This is a genomic window from Arthrobacter sp. 08Y14, assembly GCF_002929455.1.
Lineage (GTDB): Bacteria > Actinomycetota > Actinomycetes > Actinomycetales > Micrococcaceae > Arthrobacter_B > Arthrobacter_B sunyaminii.
Genome location: NZ_PJIX01000001.1, coordinates 668,274 through 687,059 on the forward strand (window position 1 = coordinate 668,274; position 18,786 = coordinate 687,059).

20 protein-coding genes are annotated in these 18,786 nt (G+C 64.3%); 6 read left to right on the top strand and 14 right to left on the bottom strand.

Annotated elements, in window-relative coordinates:
• Positions 1-67: 67 nt before the first annotated feature.
• The 3 genes from CXR03_RS03125 to CXR03_RS03135 form a co-directional block, all read right to left on the bottom strand.
• Positions 68-856: a cytochrome c biogenesis CcdA family protein gene (locus CXR03_RS03125; RefSeq protein WP_258073466.1), complete on the bottom strand. Its 789-nt coding sequence runs from the start codon at positions 854-856 to the stop codon at positions 68-70.
• A 5-nt stretch (positions 857-861) separates the two neighbouring features.
• Positions 862-1,461, bottom strand: coding sequence for a TlpA disulfide reductase family protein (locus CXR03_RS03130; RefSeq protein ID WP_104053701.1), 600 nt, complete (start codon positions 1,459-1,461; stop codon positions 862-864).
• A gap of 93 nt (positions 1,462-1,554) precedes the next feature.
• On the bottom strand, positions 1,555-2,217 hold the full coding sequence (locus tag CXR03_RS03135; RefSeq protein WP_104101873.1) for a histidine phosphatase family protein: 663 nt from the start codon (positions 2,215-2,217) through the stop codon (positions 1,555-1,557).
• A gap of 141 nt (positions 2,218-2,358) precedes the next feature.
• Here CXR03_RS03135 and CXR03_RS03140 point away from each other — a divergent pair, with 141 nt between their 5' ends.
• From CXR03_RS03140 to CXR03_RS18105, 3 genes are all read left to right on the top strand, one after another.
• Positions 2,359-2,904: a YceI family protein gene (locus CXR03_RS03140; protein ID WP_104053702.1), complete on the top strand. Its 546-nt coding sequence runs from the start codon at positions 2,359-2,361 to the stop codon at positions 2,902-2,904.
• A 169-nt stretch (positions 2,905-3,073) separates the two neighbouring features.
• A complete protein-coding gene (locus CXR03_RS03145; RefSeq protein ID WP_104101875.1) occupies positions 3,074-3,862 on the top strand; it encodes a hypothetical protein in 789 nt (262 codons plus the stop codon).
• 211 nt (positions 3,863-4,073) lie between these two features.
• Positions 4,074-4,781, top strand: a complete 708-nt coding sequence (locus CXR03_RS18105; protein ID WP_146070446.1) for a hypothetical protein — start codon at positions 4,074-4,076, stop codon at positions 4,779-4,781.
• A gap of 27 nt (positions 4,782-4,808) precedes the next feature.
• Here the strand turns inward: CXR03_RS18105 and CXR03_RS03155 are convergent, their stop codons facing one another.
• Together CXR03_RS03155 and CXR03_RS03160 are read right to left on the bottom strand one after the other, a co-directional pair.
• A complete protein-coding gene (locus CXR03_RS03155; RefSeq protein ID WP_104101878.1) occupies positions 4,809-5,516 on the bottom strand; it encodes a redox-sensing transcriptional repressor Rex in 708 nt (235 codons plus the stop codon).
• A 30-nt stretch (positions 5,517-5,546) separates the two neighbouring features.
• Entirely contained in the window at positions 5,547-5,837 is a 291-nt protein-coding gene (locus CXR03_RS03160; protein ID WP_104101879.1) for a glutaredoxin family protein, read from the bottom strand.
• Between the two features lie 85 nt (positions 5,838-5,922).
• Here CXR03_RS03160 and CXR03_RS03165 point away from each other — a divergent pair, with 85 nt between their 5' ends.
• Positions 5,923-6,735 (top strand): HAD family phosphatase, encoded by an 813-nt coding sequence (locus CXR03_RS03165; protein WP_104101881.1) that lies wholly within the window; start codon positions 5,923-5,925, stop codon positions 6,733-6,735.
• An 84-nt stretch (positions 6,736-6,819) separates the two neighbouring features.
• Here the strand turns inward: CXR03_RS03165 and CXR03_RS03170 are convergent, their stop codons facing one another.
• The 5 genes from CXR03_RS03170 to CXR03_RS03190 all read right to left on the bottom strand — a co-directional run bounded on the left by CXR03_RS03170 (position 6,820) and on the right by CXR03_RS03190 (position 10,734).
• Positions 6,820-6,918 carry an AURKAIP1/COX24 domain-containing protein gene (locus CXR03_RS03170; RefSeq protein ID WP_003792170.1) on the bottom strand — a complete coding sequence of 33 codons (99 nt, stop codon included), beginning with the start codon at positions 6,916-6,918 and terminating at the stop codon, positions 6,820-6,822.
• Positions 6,919-7,065: 147 nt separating this feature from the next.
• Positions 7,066-7,278, bottom strand: coding sequence for a helix-turn-helix domain-containing protein (locus CXR03_RS03175; RefSeq protein WP_104053065.1), 213 nt, complete (start codon positions 7,276-7,278; stop codon positions 7,066-7,068).
• 183 nt (positions 7,279-7,461) lie between these two features.
• Positions 7,462-8,802: an NADP-specific glutamate dehydrogenase gene (gdhA, locus tag CXR03_RS03180; protein WP_104101882.1), complete on the bottom strand. Its 1,341-nt coding sequence runs from the start codon at positions 8,800-8,802 to the stop codon at positions 7,462-7,464.
• Between the two features lie 82 nt (positions 8,803-8,884).
• Entirely contained in the window at positions 8,885-9,442 is a 558-nt protein-coding gene (locus tag CXR03_RS03185) for a helix-turn-helix transcriptional regulator (RefSeq protein ID WP_104102780.1), read from the bottom strand.
• Between the two features lie 83 nt (positions 9,443-9,525).
• Positions 9,526-10,734, bottom strand: coding sequence for an acetoin utilization protein AcuC (locus tag CXR03_RS03190; protein ID WP_237685642.1), 1,209 nt, complete (start codon positions 10,732-10,734; stop codon positions 9,526-9,528).
• Between the two features lie 155 nt (positions 10,735-10,889).
• Here CXR03_RS03190 and CXR03_RS03195 point away from each other — a divergent pair, with 155 nt between their 5' ends.
• Positions 10,890-12,317, top strand: coding sequence for a TrkH family potassium uptake protein (locus CXR03_RS03195; RefSeq protein WP_104101884.1), 1,428 nt, complete (start codon positions 10,890-10,892; stop codon positions 12,315-12,317).
• Complete coding sequence (locus CXR03_RS03200) at positions 12,310-12,978, top strand: TrkA family potassium uptake protein (protein ID WP_104101885.1); 669 nt, start codon at positions 12,310-12,312, stop codon at positions 12,976-12,978. Before CXR03_RS03195 ends, CXR03_RS03200 begins: the two co-directional genes overlap by 8 nt.
• A gap of 78 nt (positions 12,979-13,056) precedes the next feature.
• Here CXR03_RS03200 and proC read toward each other — a convergent pair whose 3' ends face one another.
• From proC to topA, 4 genes are all read right to left on the bottom strand, one after another.
• On the bottom strand, positions 13,057-13,905 hold the full coding sequence (proC, locus tag CXR03_RS03205) for a pyrroline-5-carboxylate reductase (RefSeq protein ID WP_104101887.1): 849 nt from the start codon (positions 13,903-13,905) through the stop codon (positions 13,057-13,059).
• 66 nt (positions 13,906-13,971) lie between these two features.
• The gene (locus CXR03_RS03210) at positions 13,972-14,802 is read right to left on the bottom strand and encodes a sugar phosphate isomerase/epimerase (protein ID WP_104053070.1); all 831 of its coding nucleotides are present in this window, start codon (positions 14,800-14,802) and stop codon (positions 13,972-13,974) included.
• A complete protein-coding gene (locus CXR03_RS03215; RefSeq protein WP_104101889.1) occupies positions 14,803-15,837 on the bottom strand; it encodes an exopolyphosphatase in 1,035 nt (344 codons plus the stop codon).
• A gap of 74 nt (positions 15,838-15,911) precedes the next feature.
• Entirely contained in the window at positions 15,912-18,647 is a 2,736-nt protein-coding gene (gene topA, locus CXR03_RS03220; RefSeq protein WP_104101890.1) for a type I DNA topoisomerase, read from the bottom strand.
• Between the last annotated feature and the right edge of the window lie 139 nt (positions 18,648-18,786).

Here is an 18,786-nt window from a genome sequence, read left to right on the forward strand (position 1 = left end):
CTTTGAAGGGGGCTTGTGCCGGGCAGGGGCTCCGGCAGTCCTTGGTCTTTTGTCAACGGCATTGTCATCAGATCGGCAGGGTCACACTATCCAACCAACCTTGGAGATTGTTGATCCAAATGTTCCAGACTCCTGTGATCATCAGGACACCGAGTGCGATCAGCATTCCGCCGCCGAAACGCTGCAGTGCAAGCCGGTGGCGGCGGAAGACACCAAGGGCGCCCATGCCGCGCCGGAATCCGAGAGCGATCAGCAGGAACGGAAGGCCAAGTCCGAGGCAATAGATGAAAGTCAGGAACGCGCCCTTGGCGGCGGTGGCATCATCTCCGGAGAAGGACAGCAGCTGCACGGCCGAGAGTGTGGGGCCAAGGCAGGGGGCCCACCCCAGTCCGAACGTGATGCCCAGCAGCGGCGCGCCCCACAGCCCGGCCGGCGGGCGGGCGGTGATCTTCCGGTCCCGCTGGAACCAGCTCAGGCCACCCATGAAGACAATGCCCAGGACGATGATGGCTGCGCCGAGGACCTGCGGAATCCAGGCCTGGTCCGCACCGCGCAGCCAGCCGCCCAGTTGGCCCACCCCGGCACCGATGATGACAAAGACGGCGGAAAAACCGAGCACGAACAGGCCGATCCCTACCAGCATCCGTCCGCGGCGCTGCTTCTGGAGGTCAACACCGGTCAGGCCGGTGACGTAGCCCAGGTAGCCGGGAACCAGCGGCAGAACGCACGGAGACAGGAACGACACCAGCCCGGCCAGGGCTGCCACGGGAATGGCCAGCAGCATGGATCCGTTCAGGATGGTTTCGGCGAAAACATTGGCGGTAGGCACACCCGCGGCGAGGGCTGAGGGAAGCATGCCGGCTAAGCTGCCAGCGCGTCGGAGATCAAGGCCTTCAAGGTGCCCTTGTCCGCCAGGCCCAGGATGCGCGCAGCCACGCGGCCTTCGCGGTCCAGGACCAGCGTGGTGGGAACGGCCGACGGCGGCACGAACTGGGTCATGGCCAGCAGGATTCCGCCGTCCTTGTCCTGGAAGCTGGGATAGGGAATGCTGAACGACCGTTCAAAGGCTTCCGCAGTATTGCGTTCATCCCTGATGTTCACTCCGAAGAAGCGTGCCCCCTCGGGTTCGAACGTGTCGTGAAGTTCCACCAGATCCGGAGCTTCCTTACGGCAGGGCGCACAGGCGGCGTACCAGAAGTTCAGCACCACCACGCTGCCGGCAAACTCCGACGACGAGACGGTGGTGCCGTCAAACAGGGTGCCTTCCAGCTGTACGGGCTCGCCGCGCTGGTCTGACGCATATTCGGTGACTGAGCCGTCACCGGCGATGTAGTTCTTGTTGTCCCCCGCTTTGGCCTGCGCTGCCAGCGGATCCTCCACCGCGCAGCCCGATGCTGCCGCCACTGCGGGCACGCCGAGGGCCAGGCCGGCGCCCAGCTTCAGGAAGGAGCGGCGGCGCATGGCATCCGGCTGGGGAGTGCTCTGAGGATTCTTCAACTATTTCCAGCTTTCATCGCGGCAGGGGGGCCACTTCTACAACGCGTAGTAATTCTATTATGCTCCCGGGATGTTCGCTGCACCGGGGAGAAGGTCGGCGGAGGGCTCTGCGTACCGGACACCAATGAGGGTGTCGCCGTCGAAATCCAGGGAGGTTACCGAGGTAAGGGTGCACTGGCGGTTGCGCGGATCATGCCAGAGTTTGCGGCCCTCGGCGGACAGCCGGGTGACCCAGATGGGCAGCTGGTGGCTGACCAGCACGGCTTCGGCGCGGTCCCCGCCGAGCTCGGTGGCGCGCAGCCGTGCATCCGTCACCGCAGCCATGACCCGCTCGGCCTGGGCGGCATACGGTTCACCCCAGGACGGCTTGAAGGGGTTGTACATCAGCGGCCAGTATTTTGGGTTGCGCAGCCGGCTGGTGACGCCGGAGAGCCCTTCGAACTTGTTGGTTGCTTCCAGGATGCGCTCGTCGGTGGTGATATCCAGCCCCAGGGAAGCGGCGATCGGTGCGGCGGTCTCCTGCGCCCGGGTCAGCGGTGAGGCCACCAGATGAACCAGCTTGGCGCCGTCGTTCTTCTGCGCCTCAAAGTATCCGGCGACACGGCGGGCCATCTGCTGGCCCAGCTCCGACAGGTGAAACTCCGGAAGGCGTCCATAAAGGACTCCGTCGGGGTTGAAGACTTCTCCATGGCGGACGAGGTGGATCGAGGCACGCGACATGTTCCTAAGTTTCGCAGAGAGAGTGCGCAGGACTAAATTCGTCACAATGCTTGAAGCTTGAACTAAACCGTGCGATAGTTGATGCAAATGCATGGACATGCAGCGGGGCACCGCCCCGATACCTACCAGCAGCAGGAGCACATCATGATCCCCAGCGGACTCACCACCGGTACCTGGACCCTCGACGGCTCGCACAGCGAGATCGGTTTCACTGTCCGCCACGCGGGCATCAGCAAGGTGCGCGGCAACTTTGACGACGTCACCGCCGTGATGGAAATCGGGCCCTCACTTGAGGATTCCGCCATCAACGCCGTCATCCAGTCAGCTTCCTTCAACTCGAATGACGCCAACCGCGACGGCCATGTCAAGGGCGCCGACTTCTTCGACGTCGAGCAGTTCCCCGAACTGACCTTCACCGTCACCGGCATCGAGGGCTCCGGTGAAACCTACCGGGTGTCCGGCGACCTCACAATCAAGGGCATTACCCGTCCGGTGGTCCTGGACACCGAGTTCAACGGCGTAGCCGTGGATCCCTTCGGCGCCACCCGCGCCGGCTTCTCCGGTTCCACCGTCATCAGCCGCAAGGACTTCGGCCTGACCTGGAATGCCGCTCTGGAAACCGGCGGCGTCCTTGTCGGTGACAAGGTGACCATCAGCGTTGACGCAGCCTTCGTGGCCGCAGCCTAACCAGGACATTGATCCCGCTCCGGCGGGCCGCAGCGGACACCCTGGCCTTCGGGCCGGGGTGTCCGTCGTTTATGCCCCGGGATAGGCTGGAAGGGAACCGATTACTGCTTTCCTGCCGGTCGGTCCTTTGCAGGGAGCAGTACCCGCACCAACGAGCAAGCAGGCGGCGATGAGTACCCCACCGAATAATCCGGATCCGCACGATCCGTTCGTTCCACCAAATCCCGGTCCGGCGGATGACCAGCCCAAATACGGACAGCGGCTGCCCCAGCAGCCCCAGTACGGGCAGGACCAGCCGTACCCTGCCTATGGCCAGCCGGGATCCGCCAATCAGCCCGGGCAGCATTCCTCCCCATATGGCCAGCCCTATGGACAGCAGCCGTACGGACAGCCCTACGGCCAGCCGCAAAGCCCTTACGGCTACCAGGCACCGCAGCCCTCCGGATATGCGTATCCGGGATCAGGCGGGCCGGTTCCGGGTGCCAAAGGGCCTGCGCCCCGCGAGGTTATGACCGGCTTCTGGCTCATCATCGCGGCCGGCATCGTGACCTTCCTGTCCACGATTATCACGGTGCTCTCCACCGCCGACGATCCCCTGGCCACGCTTCCTCCCGAAGACCGCCGGGTCATGGAGGACGCAGGTGTCACCGCGGAGCTGATGCGAAGTTCGTTCGTGACGGTCGGTGTGGTGATGGCGGCGATCGCCCTGCTGATCTACGTCCTGCTTGCCGTCCTGATCCGCAAGGGCAAGAACTGGGCAAGGATTGTTGCCACGGTGTTCGCGGCGATATCCGCCGTCGGGCTCCTGCTTTCACTGGTGACCGGAATCGCCTTCTCCTCGCCGCTGAACCTGCTGAACATGCTGGGCTCATTGGCCGGAATCGCCGGCATTTTCATGCTGTACCGCCCTGCGTCGCAGCCATATTTCCGCAGTCAGCCGCGTTTCGGGCCCTACTGACGGACCTCCAAGGCAGCCGCTGCCGAGGCGGCACGCACCAAAAAAGCCGGACCGTTTCCACGGACCGGCTTTTTTGGTGCCCGGGCCTCCCGGAGAGGGCCTGCAGTGGTCACAACAGCAGGGAAGCCGCGTAGCGTTTGATCTCCCGCTGGGATGGGCAGCCCATCCAGGCGCGGAGAGCGTATCCCTTTGGACGAAGGCGGCACCCGCGATGAGTTCCCTTCCTGCTTCCCCCAATCCACAAAAAACCCGTGTTTCCACCCTGGGCACCAAGGTGCGAGCATTGGTCACTGCACGCATCCGAACGGCGCGATCCGGCCCCGGGGAACCCGGCAGCGAGCCGGAGTCCGCTGCCCGGCCCACGAAAGAATATCCGGCGCCGCCGGCACCCAGGCACAGAGAGCTGGCCGGTGTGGTGGTTCCTGATATGCCCTCTGCGGTCCCCGCTCCTGCTTTGCCTGCCCGTATTCCCTATAGCGAATGGAAGGGGCCGCGGCCGCGTGCCGTCCGGGTGGCCTTTGCCCTGATCATGCTGGCTGGCTGCATCAGCCTCATCAGCGGTGTGCAGGCGAGCCGGGCACCCGTCACCGAGCTGCCGCCTCTCGTAGTCCAACTGGGAGAGCTGGGTGTTGACACCGGCGAATACGCAGCGGTTCTGCAATTCGTCACCTTGGCTGCCACGCTTGTGGTCTTCGGCCTCTATCTGCTGTTCGCCTCCATGATTCGGGAAGGACGGAACTGGGCTCGCATCGGAGCCTCGGTCCTGGTTGCCTCGGCACTGGTCTGGGCCGTCCTCAACGCCGTGGTTCCCCAGACGGTTGCACTGCTGGTGGCCGCCCTGGGCCTGGCGCTGCTGTACCGGCGGGACTGCGCCAGGTACTTCCGGCCCAGGCGGAGCCAGTATCTCGGCGAGCCCTGACCCGGAACCGCGACGGCGGCTCCGTTACTAGGTGGCCAGCCGGGCCCGCGCCTGCGCCGCTATATCCGAGGCTTGGGCCCGCTGGGCGTGGTAGGCCAGGATCTGAAGTTCGGTGGCCATGTCCACCTTGCGCAGCTGAACGTGATCCGGAACCTGGAGCACCACGGGCGCGAAGCTCAGGATGCTGGTAATGCCGCTTGCGATAACGCTGTCACACAGTTCCTGGGCCACCTCGGCGGGAACAGCCAGCACCGCCATGTTGGCCCGCGTACGGTGAACCACGGCTCCCAAATCCCTGACGGGGCTCACCCGCAGCCAGCCAACTTCCTGCCCTATGACCATTTGGTCGGCGTCTAACAGGGCCACCACTTCGAAGCCGCGCGATCCGAACCCCGGATACCCTGCCAGCGCCTTGCCGAGGTTTCCGGCGCCTATGATGGCAACCCGCCAATTGCGCGTCAGCCCCAGCGCAGCTGAGATCTGGTCGCTCAGGTAGGAGACCTCATATCCCACGCCGCGGGTTCCGTAGGAGCCCAAGTAGGACAGGTCTTTGCGCAGTTTTGGAGAGTTGACTCCCGCCGCTGCCGCCAGTTCATCGGAGGAGACGCGCTCCACGCCCTCCGCCAGCAGCGCGCCCAGCGCCCGCAGGTAAATGGTGAGCCGGGCCAGGGAGGCAGGCGGAATGTGCCGGTGGACAACTGCTCCTGCCGGTGCGGGTTCCTCAGAATTGCTCACAAAGTCTCTATCCGTCGGTGGATTTCCACTCTATGCCCGGCGGGAGTCCGGACGAAGCCCGGGCCACCCGTCTTCCAGGAGACGGCGGATCCTCGCCTCGTCCAGCTGCCAGAAGTCCCGCTGCACGCCGTCGATCATCAGCACGGGAATCTCTTCGCCGAACCGGGACGTCAGATCCGCATCGCCTTCAATGGACTGTTCGCGCCACTCAATGGACAAATCCCTGCTGATTCGTTCCAGCACCTTGCGCGCATCGGCACACAAATGGCACCCCGGGCGGGTAAGCAGCAGCAGGTCCGGAGCAGCCGGTGAAGAAGTCATACATCTAAATTAGCCGCTCGATCCATTTCTCATGCCGCTTTTAGTCACGGGCCGTTCGGACCAACTTTTTGCGTAGACTCGGGGTATGCCCAGAACCACCGCAGTACGAGCCGTCGAGCCCATGGCACCGGCGGTCAAACCTGGCGAGGCTGCGTTCTTCGACGTCGACAACACTCTGATGCGCGGAGCAAGCCTTTTCCATGTGGGGCGCAAGATGTACCAGCGCAGGGTGTTCACGCTTCGCGAAGCGTTCGGCTTTGCCCGCAAACAGCTCCGGTTTATGCTGCAGGGCGAGAACCTCAAGGATGTTCACTCAGTGCGCGACGCCGCCCTGACGCTGGCCACCGGACTGGCAGCCTCGGACATCCGCATTCTGGGCGAAGAAGTCTATGACGAGATGATCGAATCCAAGATTTGGCCGGGAACACGTGCTCTCACCGAGCAGCATATGAAATCCGGCCGGCCGGTCTGGCTCGTCACCGGGACCCCCGTGGAGGTGGCCTCCGTGATTGCTGACCGGCTGCACCTGACCGGGGCCCTGGGAACGGTCAGTGAAATCGACGGCGGCCTCTACACCGGACGCCTGGTGGGCGAGTTCCTCCACGGCCCCGCCAAAGCCGAAGGCGTGCGGGTGCTCGCGGAAAAGGAAAACCTCGATCTGCAGCATTGCTGGGCGTACAGCGATTCCTATAACGACGTCCCCCTGCTGAGCATCGTGGGCCACCCCGTGGCCATCAACCCCGATGCCCGGCTGCGCCGCCATGCCCGGGACCGCAACTGGCCCATCTATGACTTCCGGTCCGGCCGGCGCGCCGCAACCCTGGGGCTAAAAGGTGCCACGGTGGCCGGAGGCGCTTACGGCCTGTGGCGCGGTTTTTCCTGGGTCCGCTCCCGCTAGTCTTCCGGCCGCATCCGGGGCTTTTGGTTAAATGACAAACCCGCCGGCCCAAGGGGCGGCGGGTTTGTCCAGGAAAGATCCTGGTTACTTCTTGTTACGACGCTGGTGGCGGGTCTTGCGAAGCAGCTTACGATGCTTCTTCTTTGCCATACGCTTGCGGCGCTTCTTAATTACTGAACCCACAGAGTCCTCACAAACTTGAAATAGTCAGACGCCGGCTCCAACGCTTCGGCACCGTTGGCACCCGCGCGTCGACACCGGCAGTTAATTGCCACGGTGTAAAACGTTCTTTAACAGGGTACCGCCTCGCCGCGGTATCCAGTGACAGCGCTACGCGGTGTCTGTTCGGCGGTCCGCGACGGCGTTTTTAAGCACCTGCTGCACCGCGGATTCAGGCACCCGGTAGGAGCGCCCGAAACGGACGGCCGGCAGCTCGCCGGAGTGCACCAGCCGGTACACGGTCATCTTGGACACACGCATGACATCCGCGACTTCCGACACGGTCAGAAACCGAACGTCCGAGAAATTGCCCTCGTCTGCCATATGCCTTTTGTTCCTTTGCTGATGTGCAGCCACCAAGCTGCACGGCAGGTGAGTCCTCAGACGCGGATGCCTGCCAAGGGAATGCTGTCCGGTCTTCCACTCTAGTGTCTCACGTCACCCCAGTGAAGTTGGCGGGCCATCTTAGGCCTCCAATCCATCCTTTCGGCCGGAGAGCCTCCGGGCTCAGATCACGCCCTGGGCGAGCATGGCATCGGCCACCCGGACAAAACCGTTGATGTTCGCCCCCACCACATAGTTTCCGGGTGAGCCGTACTTTTCCGCCGTCTGCGCACAGTTGTCGTGAATGTTGACCATGATCTCGGTCAGCCGGCGTTCGGTGTGCTCGAAGGACCATGAATCGCGGCTGGCGTTCTGCTGCATTTCCAGCGCCGAGGTGGCTACGCCGCCGGCGTTGGCAGCCTTGCCGGGACCAAACAGCACGCCGGCTTCCTGGAAGATTTCAATGGCCTCGGGCGTGCAGGGCATGTTGGCGCCCTCTGCGACTGCCAGGACTCCGGATTTCACCAGCGTCCGGGCGTCACCGGCGTTCAACTCGTTCTGCGTGGCACAGGGCAGGGCCACTGTGGCGCCGGCGTCCCAGATGGAGCCGCCGGGAACATAGGTTGCTGAGCTGCCCCGGCGCTTGGCATAGTCGGTCATCCGGCCGCGCTCCACCTCTTTCACTTCGCGCAGCAGGGGTACATCAATGCCCGATTCATCCACTACGTAACCCTGGGAATCGGAACATGCAATGACGTTTGCACCGAGTGACTGTGCTTTTGCGATGGCGTTGATGGCCACGTTTCCGGAGCCGGAGACAATGACGCGCTGCCCGTCCAGGCTCAGGCTGCGGGTCTTGAGCATTTCCTCGACGAACAGCACCACGCCGAAGCCGGTGGCCTCGGGCCGTACCAGCGAACCGCCCCAGCTGGTGCCTTTGCCGGTCAGCACGCCGGACTCGTATCGGTTCGTGATCCGCTTGTACTGGCCAAACAGGTAACCGATTTCGCGTCCACCCACACCGATGTCCCCCGCAGGGACGTCCGTGTACTCGCCAATGTGGCGGTAAAGCTCGGTCATGAAGGACTGGCAGAAGCGCATGACTTCGGCGTCCGTTTTGCCGCGCGGGTCAAAATCGGATCCGCCTTTGCCGCCGCCGATGGGCATCCCGGTCAGGGCATTCTTGAAAATCTGCTCGAAGCCGAGGAACTTCACGATGCCCAGGTAGACCGAGGGATGGAACCGCAGGCCCCCCTTGAACGGGCCGAGCGCCGAGTTGAACTCCACTCGGAAACCGCGGTTGATTTGCACCTGGCCTTTGTCATCGACCCAGGGAACACGGAAAATGATCTGGCGTTCCGGTTCACAGATGCGTTCCAGAATGGCGGCGTCGCGGAACTCAGGGTGCTTCCGGAGCACCGGCTCCAAACTGTCGAAAACTTCGACTACCGCCTGATGGAATTCAGTTTCGCCCGGATTGCGGCGAAAGACTTCATCCCGGACGCTGATGAGTGTTGGGTCCATGGTGTGATGCTCCTTAGCGTATTTCCTCTTCTACGCTAGCGTTTGCGCGCCGTGCCTGCGATGTGTGACGGCGAAAGAAGGGCTAGGAGCGGCGACGCCGGAACTTCGGGAACTGCCCCAGCAGGTCTGCGGCGCGTTCCGCAGCCCTGCCCACAGTGCGGCCCAGATGGGGTGCGAGGGCCGGATCCACGACGGGAGGTGATGCCTCTGCACTTCCGGGCTCCAGCGCGGCGGCTGAGACCGCCGCTGCGGAACGGGGATCCGGCGCCCCTGGCCGGCCGGTGAACAGCGGCCTTGCCTGACGTGAGGGCGCAACTGCCGATCCCGCGGTTACGGACGCCGCCAGCCGGGAGTCTGCAGCGGATGCCGCCGAGAACGAGGGCAGGTCAAAGGCGCGCAGCCACAGCACAATCTCCTCCAGCGGAGCTGTCTGCAGCGAATAATAGCGCTTTTGCCCCTCGGCCCGCATGCTGACCAGACCAGCCTCACGGAGAACCTTCAGGTGCTTCGACACAGTGGGCTGGCTGACTTCCAGCTCTTCCACGAGTGTGCCCACGGACTTGTCTCCGCTGCGCAGCGCTCCCAGCAGTTCACGGCGGGTGCCTTCCGCAATGACCGCAAAAACATCATCGATGACCATGACACCCACTTTATCCGTTCCCCGGGGAAAGCCCGGTTTTGGCGGACTCGGGCAGGTTCCCGTCCCGTCCCGGCCGCACGCTGCTAATCAAACCAGGGATCGAGTCCGTGCAGCGGAAAAACCTCTTTGCGGGTAGCCATCACCGTGCGGTCAATCTCGTCGTTGGGATCATAACCAACTTCCCAGGACCTCCACCAGAGTTCCACGCCGTCACCCATCATCGGCGGGGAGTCTTCTCCGTAGTGCTCCTTCACATACTTACGCCACGGTTCCGGAACCGGTGTGTTGCTGCGGATCCTGCCGTTGGCCGCCACGGACATCAGCAGGCTCCAGGAACGCGGAACCACCGACACCACGTTGTAGCCGCCCCCGCCTGTGGCGATCCATCTGCCTCCGCAGATGGTGTTGGCAAGGTCCGCAATGGTGAGGGCCGCCTGCCGCTGGGTTTCGACACTGAGGCGGAGGTTGGTCAGCGGATCATGGAGGTGGCTGTCGCAGCCGTGCTGGCTGACGATCACTTCCGGTTCAAAGGCAGCCGCGAGCTGCGGAACCACGGCGTGGAAGGCCCGCAGCCACCCGGCATCGGACGTCCGGGCCGGCAGCGCCACATTGACCGCGGTTCCTTCTGCTCCGGGGCCGCCCGTCTCGTTGGCGAAGCCCGTGCCGGGGAACAGCGTCAGGCCCGTCTCGTGCAGGGAAATGGTCATGACGCGCGGGTCATTCCAGAAGATGCTCTGGGTTCCGTCTCCGTGGTGGGCGTCGACGTCGATGTACAGGACCTTGCTGACACCGTTGTCCAGCAGGCGGGCGATAGCGGCCGCGGCGTCGTTGTAAATGCAGAAGCCGGAGGCGCGGCTGGCCGCGGCATGATGCATGCCGCCGCCAAAATTCACCGCATGCAGCACCTCTCCGGACAGGATGGCGTCCGCAGCTGCCAGGGAGCCGCCCGCCAGCCGGGCGCTGGCCTCGTGGATGCCGGCAAAGGCGGGGTTGTCTTCGGTTCCCAGCCCAAACTTCTCGCTGGTCGCCGTGGGGTCTGCGCTGACGGCACGGACGCCGGCAATGTAGTCACTGCCGTGTACGGTGCCCAGCTCAGCGTCGCTGGCAACGAACGGCTCGCCCACGGACACGCCCGGCAGGTCGAAGATTCCCAGCTCGCGGGCAAGCCTGGCGGTGAGGTCCAGGCGCAGCGGACTCATGGGATGGCCCGCACCGAAGTTGTAGGCCAGCATGGACTCGTGCCAGATGATGCGGGTTGGCATGACCGGAAGACTCAGTCCGCGGTTGATCATGCTGAACAGGCTACGCGATGTGCGCGATACTTGGAGTTTGTACGCAGCGGGAGTATCCCGGGTCCGCTGCTTCGGCACCGCATCGGTGGTGTACTACTGTTGAGCACCGCGCGCCCAACCCGTAATCACCTGTCACCAAGGAAACAAGCACGAATATGGCAACCATCCGGCAGCACCGGGAGCCCCGGGAACGCCTGCGGCAGCTTCGGCAACTGCAGCCCTCCAAAGTGTTCTCCGGCCTGCGTGACTTTGTGGATGCAGTCGCTGCCGGCTCGCCGGCCCGGCTGGCCCTGATCGTCTTCGCCCTGGTCATCCTGGTGTTCACCGGGCTTCTGTCCCTGCCGGCTTCCTCGAGCACCGGGCAGGTCACTCCTCTGCATGATGCGCTCTTCACTGCAGTATCGGCCGTCTGCGTCACCGGACTCACCGTGGTTTCCACCGCCACGCACTGGTCCGGTTTTGGGCAGGTCCTAATCCTGATCGCCATCCAAGTGGGCGGTTTGGGCATCCTGACCATGGCCTCCCTGCTGGCTCTGGCCGTTAACCGGCGACTCGGAGTGCGCGGAAAGCTGATTGCACAGGAAGGCATGAACACCGGCCGGCTGGGTGAAGTTGGTTCCCTGCTCCGCATCGTCGTCAGCACCACCGTGGCGATCGAGCTGATCCTGGCTGTGATTCTGGCGCCGCGGTTCATGATCCTGGGTGAATCCGCGGGCCAGGCCATCTGGCATGCGGTGTTTTATTCGGTGTCCGCCTTCAACAACGCGGGCTTCACTCCGCATTCGGACGGCCTGGTGCCCTATGACGAGGACCTCTGGATCCTGATTCCCCTGATGGCCGGGGTTTTCCTCGGCAGCCTCGGCTTCCCGGTCATCATGGTCCTGCTGCAAAGCAAGCTGCACCTTCGTCAATGGAACTTGCATACCAAGCTCACCCTGCTGGTCACCGGCATCCTGCTCGTGGGCGGCAGCATTCTGTGGGGGGCCTTCGAGTGGTTCAACACACGCACCATCGGAGACATGAATGTGGCGGACCGGATTCTGCATTCGGTCTTTGCCTCCGTCATGACCCGCTCCGGCGGTTTCAGCCTGGTGAACATGTCCGATCTGGATTCCAGCACGCTGCTGATCACTGACATGCTGATGTTTGCCGGCGGCGGGTCTGCGTCCACGGCCGGCGGCATCAAGGTCACCACGTTGGCCGTCATCTTTCTCGCCATCGTGGCGGAGGCCCGGGGTGATTCTGATGTCCGGGCGTTCGGCCGCACCATTGCCTACAGCGCCATGCGGGTGGCCATCTCTGTGGTTATCCTCGGCGCCACCATGGTGGCCGTTTCCACTGTTGCGCTGCTGGCCATTACGGAGGAGACACTGCAGCCGGTGCTCTTCGAGGTAATTTCCGCCTTTGCCACCTGCGGGCTGAGTATTGGACTGAGCGAAGTGCTGCCCCCGGAAGGGAAGTACCTGCTGTCCGCCCTCATGTTCGCCGGCCGGGTGGGTACGATCACTTTGGCCGCAGCACTGGCCATCCGGCAACGCAGCACCCTCTACCACTACCCCGAAGAAAGGCCGATCATTGGCTGACAGACCAGCTCACAACGCTCCGGTTCTGGTGATTGGACTGGGACGCTTTGGCTCCGCCACCGCCGAACAGCTGGTCAAGCAGGGCCGCGAGGTTCTGGCCATCGAGCGGGATCCCGCCCTGGTCCAGAAGGCCTCGGGCATTCTCACCCATGTGGTCCAGGCCGATGCCACCAACATAGACGCCCTCAAGCAGCTGGGCGCGCAGGACTTTTCCTCCGCCGTCGTGGGCGTGGGTACCTCCATCGAATCCAGCGTGCTGATTACCGTTAACCTGGTGGACCTGGGTATCGAGCATCTCTGGGTCAAGGCCATCACCTCCGCGCACGGCAAGATCCTCACCCGGATCGGCGCCAACCACGTCATTTATCCGGAGGCCGACGCCGGCCGGCGCGCCGCTCACCTGGTGGGCGGGCGGATGCTGGACTTCATCGAGTTCGACGACGACTTTGCGATCGTGAAGATGTACCCGCCGCGCGAGACCCAGGGCTTCACCCTCGGAGAGTCCAACGTGCGTTCCAAATACGGGGTGACGGTGGTGGGGGTGAAGTCCCCGGGCGAGGACTTCACCTATGCCCGCGCGGACACCAGGGTTTCCTCCCGCGACATGCTCATCGTCTCCGGCCACGTGGACCTGCTCGAACGGTTCGCGGCCCGGCCCTAGCTCTGTGCCGCACCGAGGCATCAACCTGCACACCGGGGAGGTCCGGCCGGGAGGCTGAGGAGATCCCTGCCCGAAGTGCTACTTCTTGGCTGAAAGCTCCGCCGTGATTTCGGCTGCCCGTTCCGCTGCGGCCCGCGCTCCCCGGGCGATGACGCCGGGCAGGTCCTGCTCGTCGAAGGTCCGGATGGCTGCTTCGGTGGTGCCGTTGGGGCTGGTCACGCCGCGGCGCAGGGCGGTTGCGTCGGCGCCGGGCTCGGCGAGCATGTATCCGGCGCCGGCAACGGTGTCCCGCGCCAGAATTGTTGAAAGCTCAGGGTCCAGGCCCAGCTCTACGCCGGCGCGGGCCATGGCCTCAGCCAGGTAAAAGGCATAGGCGGGGCCCGATCCGCTGACCGCCGACACAGCGTCCACCTGGTCCTCAGGAACCTGCACCACGCGGCCGGTGGCCGACAGCAGCTCGGCAGCCAGCGCCATTGTTGCCTCGGTGGCACTGGTTCCGGCCGAGATCGACACCACGCCGCGCCCCACCTTGGAGGGTGTGTTGGGCATGGACCTGATGACGGGCTGTCCGGCGGGAAGGCCCGCCTCCAGCATTTCCAGCGACACGGCGGCAGCCACGCTGATGACAACGGCACCGCCGGGCAGAGCGGGGGAAATCTCTTCCAGCAGTGCTGCGACGCCCACTGGCTTGACCCCAATGATGACGACGTCGGCGCCGGCCACGGCGGTGCGGTTGGCTTCGGCGTCGTCATTGCCGGCGAGCACGGTGATCCCGTGGCGTTCGCGCAGCTCGGCCGCCCGTTCGGGACGCCGCACGGTGGCCGTCACCTGCGCTGCCGGCAGCCCGCCGGCGAGGATTCCGCTCAGGATGGCTTCATTCATTGAGCCGCAGCCCAGAAAGGTCAGGTGGGTTTCTCCGGTATCCATGTTTTCGATTCTGTCACGGCACTGCGCGCTGCCATGTTCCGTGACAAGCGGCTCATAAGAAGCAGGCTATTCCGAAATCTGCCCCAGGTTCATCCGCGCGAAGTCCAGCGTCTGCTTCAGCTGGTCCTCCCGCTCCCCCGCCCCCTTGGCCTTCCGGGTGCTCACTTCAATGGCCACGACGCCGTCAAAGCCGGTTTCGCTGAGGTACTGCAGGGCTTCGGCGCAGCGCTGCGTACCTTCTCCGGGAAGCATGTGCTCGTCGCGGCCGTTGGGTGTGCCGTCGGTGAGGTGCACATGGTGCAGCCGGGGCCCGAGCTTTCGCAGTTCCTCATAGGAGTCCATGCCGGCGATGGCTGCGTGGGAAAAGTCCCAGGTGACGTGCTCGTACGGTTCCGGAATGGGATTCCAGTGCGGCAGGTAGGCCTTGGCCTCGCGCCCGCGGACCCGCCACGGATACATGTTTTCCACCGCGATGGTGACTCCGTACTGCTCGGCAATGTGCCGCACGCCTTCGGCAAAGTTCTCGGCATAACCGGACTGCCAGCGGAACGGTGGATGAGCCACCACCGTGGTGGCTCCCACTTCCGCGGCCATGGCAGCGGAGAGTTCAATCTTGGTCCAGGCCTTGCCCCACACCTGCTGGGTGAGCAGCAGCGTGGGCGCATGAATAGCCAGGATGGGCTGCGAATAACGCTCGCTGAGTCCATTCAGGATTTGCGGGTTCTGGCTGTCGCTGTTTCCCGTAACCATGATTTCCACCCCGTCATAGCCCAGGTCATGGGCAACGGCGAAGGTGTCATGCACGGACAGCGGATAGACGGAAGCGCTGGAGAGGGCCACCGGAATGACTTTGGCGCCGCTTTCCTCCGCCGGTGGAGTGTGGGGTGAAGAAGGCATTCAGTTGGACTTTCCGTAGATAAGGCTGCGTCCGGCTCCGGTGCCGGACTCCATGACTTGAGGGGTGGTCTCAGTTCGCGGAGTGTCGGGCAGCGGCCCGTCGGATTCAAAGCGGAGAGTGTCAAAACGCTGCAGGATCAGTCCCTCGCGCAAAGCCCACGGGCAAATCTCCAGCACCGGCAGGTCGAAGGCCTCCATCGCGGCATGGGCGGTCATGGCCCCGGCCAGCACCTGGGCGGCACGGATCGGAGACACTCCGCCGAGGTTGCTGCGGTCATCAATGCTCATGGTCTCCAGCCGTTTGGTCCACAGTCCCAAGTCTGTGCGCTGCAGGCGCCGACGGACATAGGGACCGTCCGCCGAGGGCGCGGCACCGGCAATCCGGGCCAGTGACCGAAAGGTCTTGGATGTGCCCACGGCGAGGTCAGGCCGGCCATGCCGTTCAAATTCCGCGGCAGCCTCACGGACCTCACCGCGGATGTACTTGCGCAGCTTCTTAATGCTCTTGGCTGTGGGCGGATCCCCCGTCAGCCAGTCCCGGGTCAGCCGACCGGCGCCCAGGGGAAGCGACAGCGCCGTTTCGGGCAGCTCATCGGCCCCCTGCGCCATTTCAAAGGACCCGCCGCCAATGTCCAGGTCCAGCAGTGTTCCGGCGCCCCAGCCGTACCACCGGCGGACAGCCAGGAACGTTAGGGACGCCTCCTCGGGACCGCTGAGTTCACGCAGGTGGACACCGCTTTCGGCCTCGACCCGGGCCAGCACGGCCTCACCGTTGGCCGCCTCGCGAATGGCTGAGGTACAGAATGCCAGGAGGTCCTGGGCACGGTGCCGGCGGGCAAAGTCCCCGGCTTCGGCGACGAAATTGATCAGCTCGCGCTGCCCCGCCTCGGTGATGGCGCCGTCGTCGTCCAGGTGCGCTATCAGCGACAGCGGACGCTTGTGGGAGGCAAACGGCAACGGCCGCGCACCCGGGTGCGCGTCCACCAAAAGGAGGTGGACGGTGTTGGAGCCAATGTCGAGCACGCCTAATCGCATAACCCCATTATCCGCTCAAAACACATCCGCTCTGAAACGCAGCCGCCGTACACGGCGGCTGCGCTCTTCGCGGGCTACTTCTTCGCGGGTGCTCGCTTGCGGGCTGCCGGCTTGCGGGCGGCGGGCTTCTTCGCCGGACCCTTTTCGCGCTTCTCCGCCAGCAGGTCAATGGCCTGCTCACGGGTCAGCTCTTCAATGGCAGTGGACCGCGGCACCGTGATGTTGGTGATGCCGTCGGTGATGTACGGACCGAAGCGTCCGTCCTTGACCACAATCGGCTTCTCGGAGACCGGGTCGGTGCCGAACTCGGCCAGCGGAGCCGCTGCCTGCCGTCCGCCGCGCTGCTTGGGCTGGGAATAGATTTCCAGCGCCTGTTCCAGCGTGATGGTGAAGATTTCCTCTTCCGAACCGATGGAACGGGAGTCGGTGCCCTTCTTCAGGTACGGGCCGAAGCGTCCGTTCTGCACGGTTATCTCGTTGCCCTCGGCGTCGGTGCCCAGCACGCGCGGGAGCTTCATCAGTTTCAGCGCTTCCTCGAGCGTGACGGTGTCCACGCTCATGGACTTGAACAGCGATCCGGTGCGCGGCTTCTGCTTCACGGGCTTCTTCGGCGGCTTGGGCTTGCCGTTCTTGTAATACTCCACCGGCTGGTTCGCCAGTTCCTCGGCGGTCGGCTCGGGGATGAGCTCGATGACGTACGGGCCGTAGCGGCCGTTGCGGGCCACGATGGTGCGTCCGGTTTCCGGATCCTCGCCCAGGACTCGCTCTTCCGGTCCGGCGGTCTCCATCAGCTCGATCGCCTTTTCGGCGGTCAGCTCATCAGGGGCCAGGTCCTCGGGCACGTTGGCACGCTCGGGCTCGGTGCCCTCCGGGGCGTCGGCGGGCAGCGGGCGTTCCAGGTACGGGCCGAACTTCCCGACGCGGAGCACGATGCCCGGGGCAATCTCGATCGAGTTGATGGCCTTGGCATCGATCTCGCCGAGGTCATTGACGATGGTGTGCAGACCGGTGTCCACGCGGTCACCGTAGTAGAACTGGTTCAGCCATTCCACGCGGCCGGCTTCGCCGCGGGCAATGCGGTCCAGGTCCTCTTCCAGCTCGGCCGTGAAGTCATAGTCCACGTAGTCGGTGAAATGCTCTTCAAGCAGGCGGACCACGGAGAAGGCAATCCAGCTCGGCACCAGCGCCTGGCCGCGGTTGGTGACGTAGCCGCGGTCCATGATGGTGGAAATGGTCGCGGCGTAGGTGGACGGCCGTCCGATGCCGAGTTCTTCAAGCACCTTCACCAGCGAGGCTTCGGTGTAGCGCGGCGGCGGCGAGGTTTCATGTCCGACGGCGTTCAGTTCGGCTGCCGTGAGCACGTCGTCGGCCTTCAGGACCGGCAGGCGTGCACCCTCGGTGCCCTCGGCGTCGTCGTCGCGTGCCGCATCGCGGCCCTCCTCGTAAGCGGCCATGAAGCCGCGGAAGGTGATGACGGTACCGGAAGCGGAGAACTCGGCGTCCCGGCCGTCGGAGGCCACAGCGCCGAGGCGGACGGACGCCGTGGAGCCCTTGGCGTCGGCCATCTGCGAAGCGACGGTGCGCTTCCAGATCAGTTCGTAGAGCTTGAATTCGTCGCCGCGCAGTGAGGAGGCAACCTGCGCCGGGGTCCGGAAGGAGTCACCGGCGGGGCGGATGGCCTCGTGGGCTTCCTGCGCGTTCTTGGACTTGCCCTTGTACACGCGGCGGGCTTCGGGCACATACTCGGGGCCGTACAGTTCGGAGGCCTGGCGGCGGGCGGCGTTGATCGCCTGGTCCGACAGCGCCGGCGAATCGGTACGCATATAGGTGATGTAGCCGTTTTCATACAGCCGCTGGGCCACCTGCATGGTCACCTTGGAGGAGTAGCGCAGCTTGCGGCCGGCCTCCTGCTGCAGGGTGGAGGTGGTGAACGGAGCGGCCGGACGGCGGGTGTACGGCTTGGTGTCCACGGAGCGGACCGTGAACGACGACGATTCCAGGTTCGCTGCCAGCGAGGTGGCTGCCGCTTCGTCCAGGTGTGCCACGGACTTGGCCTTGAGCTCGCCCAGGTCACTGAAGTCCTTGCCGGTGGCCACGCGGGCACCGTCCACGGAAACCAGCTTGGCCTTGAAGGACTCGGCCGCGCCGGTGGCGAAAGTTCCCAGCAGGTCCCAGTAGGACGCCGGGCGGAAGGCCATGCGCTCACGTTCGCGTTCCACCACCAGGCGGGTGGCGACGGACTGCACGCGGCCGGCGGACAGGCCGCGTGCCACCTTGCGCCACAGCACCGGAGAGATCTCGTAGCCGTACAGGCGGTCCAGGATACGGCGGGTTTCCTGGGCGTCCACCATGGCAACATCGACGTCGCGCATTTCCAACAGCGCACGCTGGATGGCTTCCTTGGTGATTTCGGGGAAGGTCAGGCGGTGTACCGGGACCTTGGGCTTGAGCACCTGGAGCAGGTGCCAGGCAATGGCTTCGCCTTCACGGTCACCGTCAGTTGCGAGGTAGAGTTCGTCGGCGTCCTTGAGGGCAGCCTTGAGCTCGGCAACCTTCTTCTTCTTGTCCGCGGAGACCACGTAGTAGGGCTCGAAGTCTTTATCCAGGTCCACGGCAAACTTGCCTACGGCTGTCTTCTTCAACTCGGCAGGCAGGTCCGAGGGCTGCGGAAGGTCACGGATATGCCCCATGGACGCCGTCACCTCGAAACCCTCGCCGAGGTACCCGGCGATGGTTTTGCCCTTGGCCGGAGACTCGACAATTACAAGCTTCTTCTTGCCGGTCTTCTTGTCCGTCGCCTTAACTGGCACTGTTCTCCTACGTACGAAGGTGGTTCTCAAAGTATGGGTTGTTGTGGCCGGGCTCTGCTGCCTGGCCCGATTCATCCTCAGACAGTATGCGGGATGCCCCAGCACTAGGGTAGCCGCATTGAATAGGACTTATTGACGA

Coding starts and splice junctions, on each gene's coding strand:
- CXR03_RS03125 (WP_258073466.1), bottom strand. CDS start 856: ATGCTTCCCTCAGCCCTCGCCGCGGGTGTGCCTACCGCCAATGTTTTC.
- CXR03_RS03130 (WP_104053701.1), bottom strand. CDS start 1,461: ATGCGCCGCCGCTCCTTCCTGAAGCTGGGCGCCGGCCTGGCCCTCGGC.
- CXR03_RS03135 (WP_104101873.1), bottom strand. CDS start 2,217: ATGTCGCGTGCCTCGATCCACCTCGTCCGCCATGGAGAAGTCTTCAAC.
- CXR03_RS03145 (WP_104101875.1), top strand. CDS start 3,074: ATGAGTACCCCACCGAATAATCCGGATCCGCACGATCCGTTCGTTCCA.
- CXR03_RS18105 (WP_146070446.1), top strand. CDS start 4,074: ATGAGTTCCCTTCCTGCTTCCCCCAATCCACAAAAAACCCGTGTTTCC.
- CXR03_RS03160 (WP_104101879.1), bottom strand. CDS start 5,837: ATGACTTCTTCACCGGCTGCTCCGGACCTGCTGCTGCTTACCCGCCCG.
- CXR03_RS03165 (WP_104101881.1), top strand. CDS start 5,923: ATGCCCAGAACCACCGCAGTACGAGCCGTCGAGCCCATGGCACCGGCG.
- CXR03_RS03175 (WP_104053065.1), bottom strand. CDS start 7,278: ATGGCAGACGAGGGCAATTTCTCGGACGTTCGGTTTCTGACCGTGTCG.
- gdhA (WP_104101882.1), bottom strand. CDS start 8,802: ATGGACCCAACACTCATCAGCGTCCGGGATGAAGTCTTTCGCCGCAAT.
- CXR03_RS03185 (WP_104102780.1), bottom strand. CDS start 9,442: ATGGTCATCGATGATGTTTTTGCGGTCATTGCGGAAGGCACCCGCCGT.
- CXR03_RS03190 (WP_237685642.1), bottom strand. CDS start 10,734: ATGATCAACCGCGGACTGAGTCTTCCGGTCATGCCAACCCGCATCATC.
- CXR03_RS03195 (WP_104101884.1), top strand. CDS start 10,890: ATGGCAACCATCCGGCAGCACCGGGAGCCCCGGGAACGCCTGCGGCAG.
- proC (WP_104101887.1), bottom strand. CDS start 13,905: ATGGATACCGGAGAAACCCACCTGACCTTTCTGGGCTGCGGCTCAATG.
- CXR03_RS03210 (WP_104053070.1), bottom strand. CDS start 14,802: ATGCCTTCTTCACCCCACACTCCACCGGCGGAGGAAAGCGGCGCCAAA.
- CXR03_RS03215 (WP_104101889.1), bottom strand. CDS start 15,837: ATGCGATTAGGCGTGCTCGACATTGGCTCCAACACCGTCCACCTCCTT.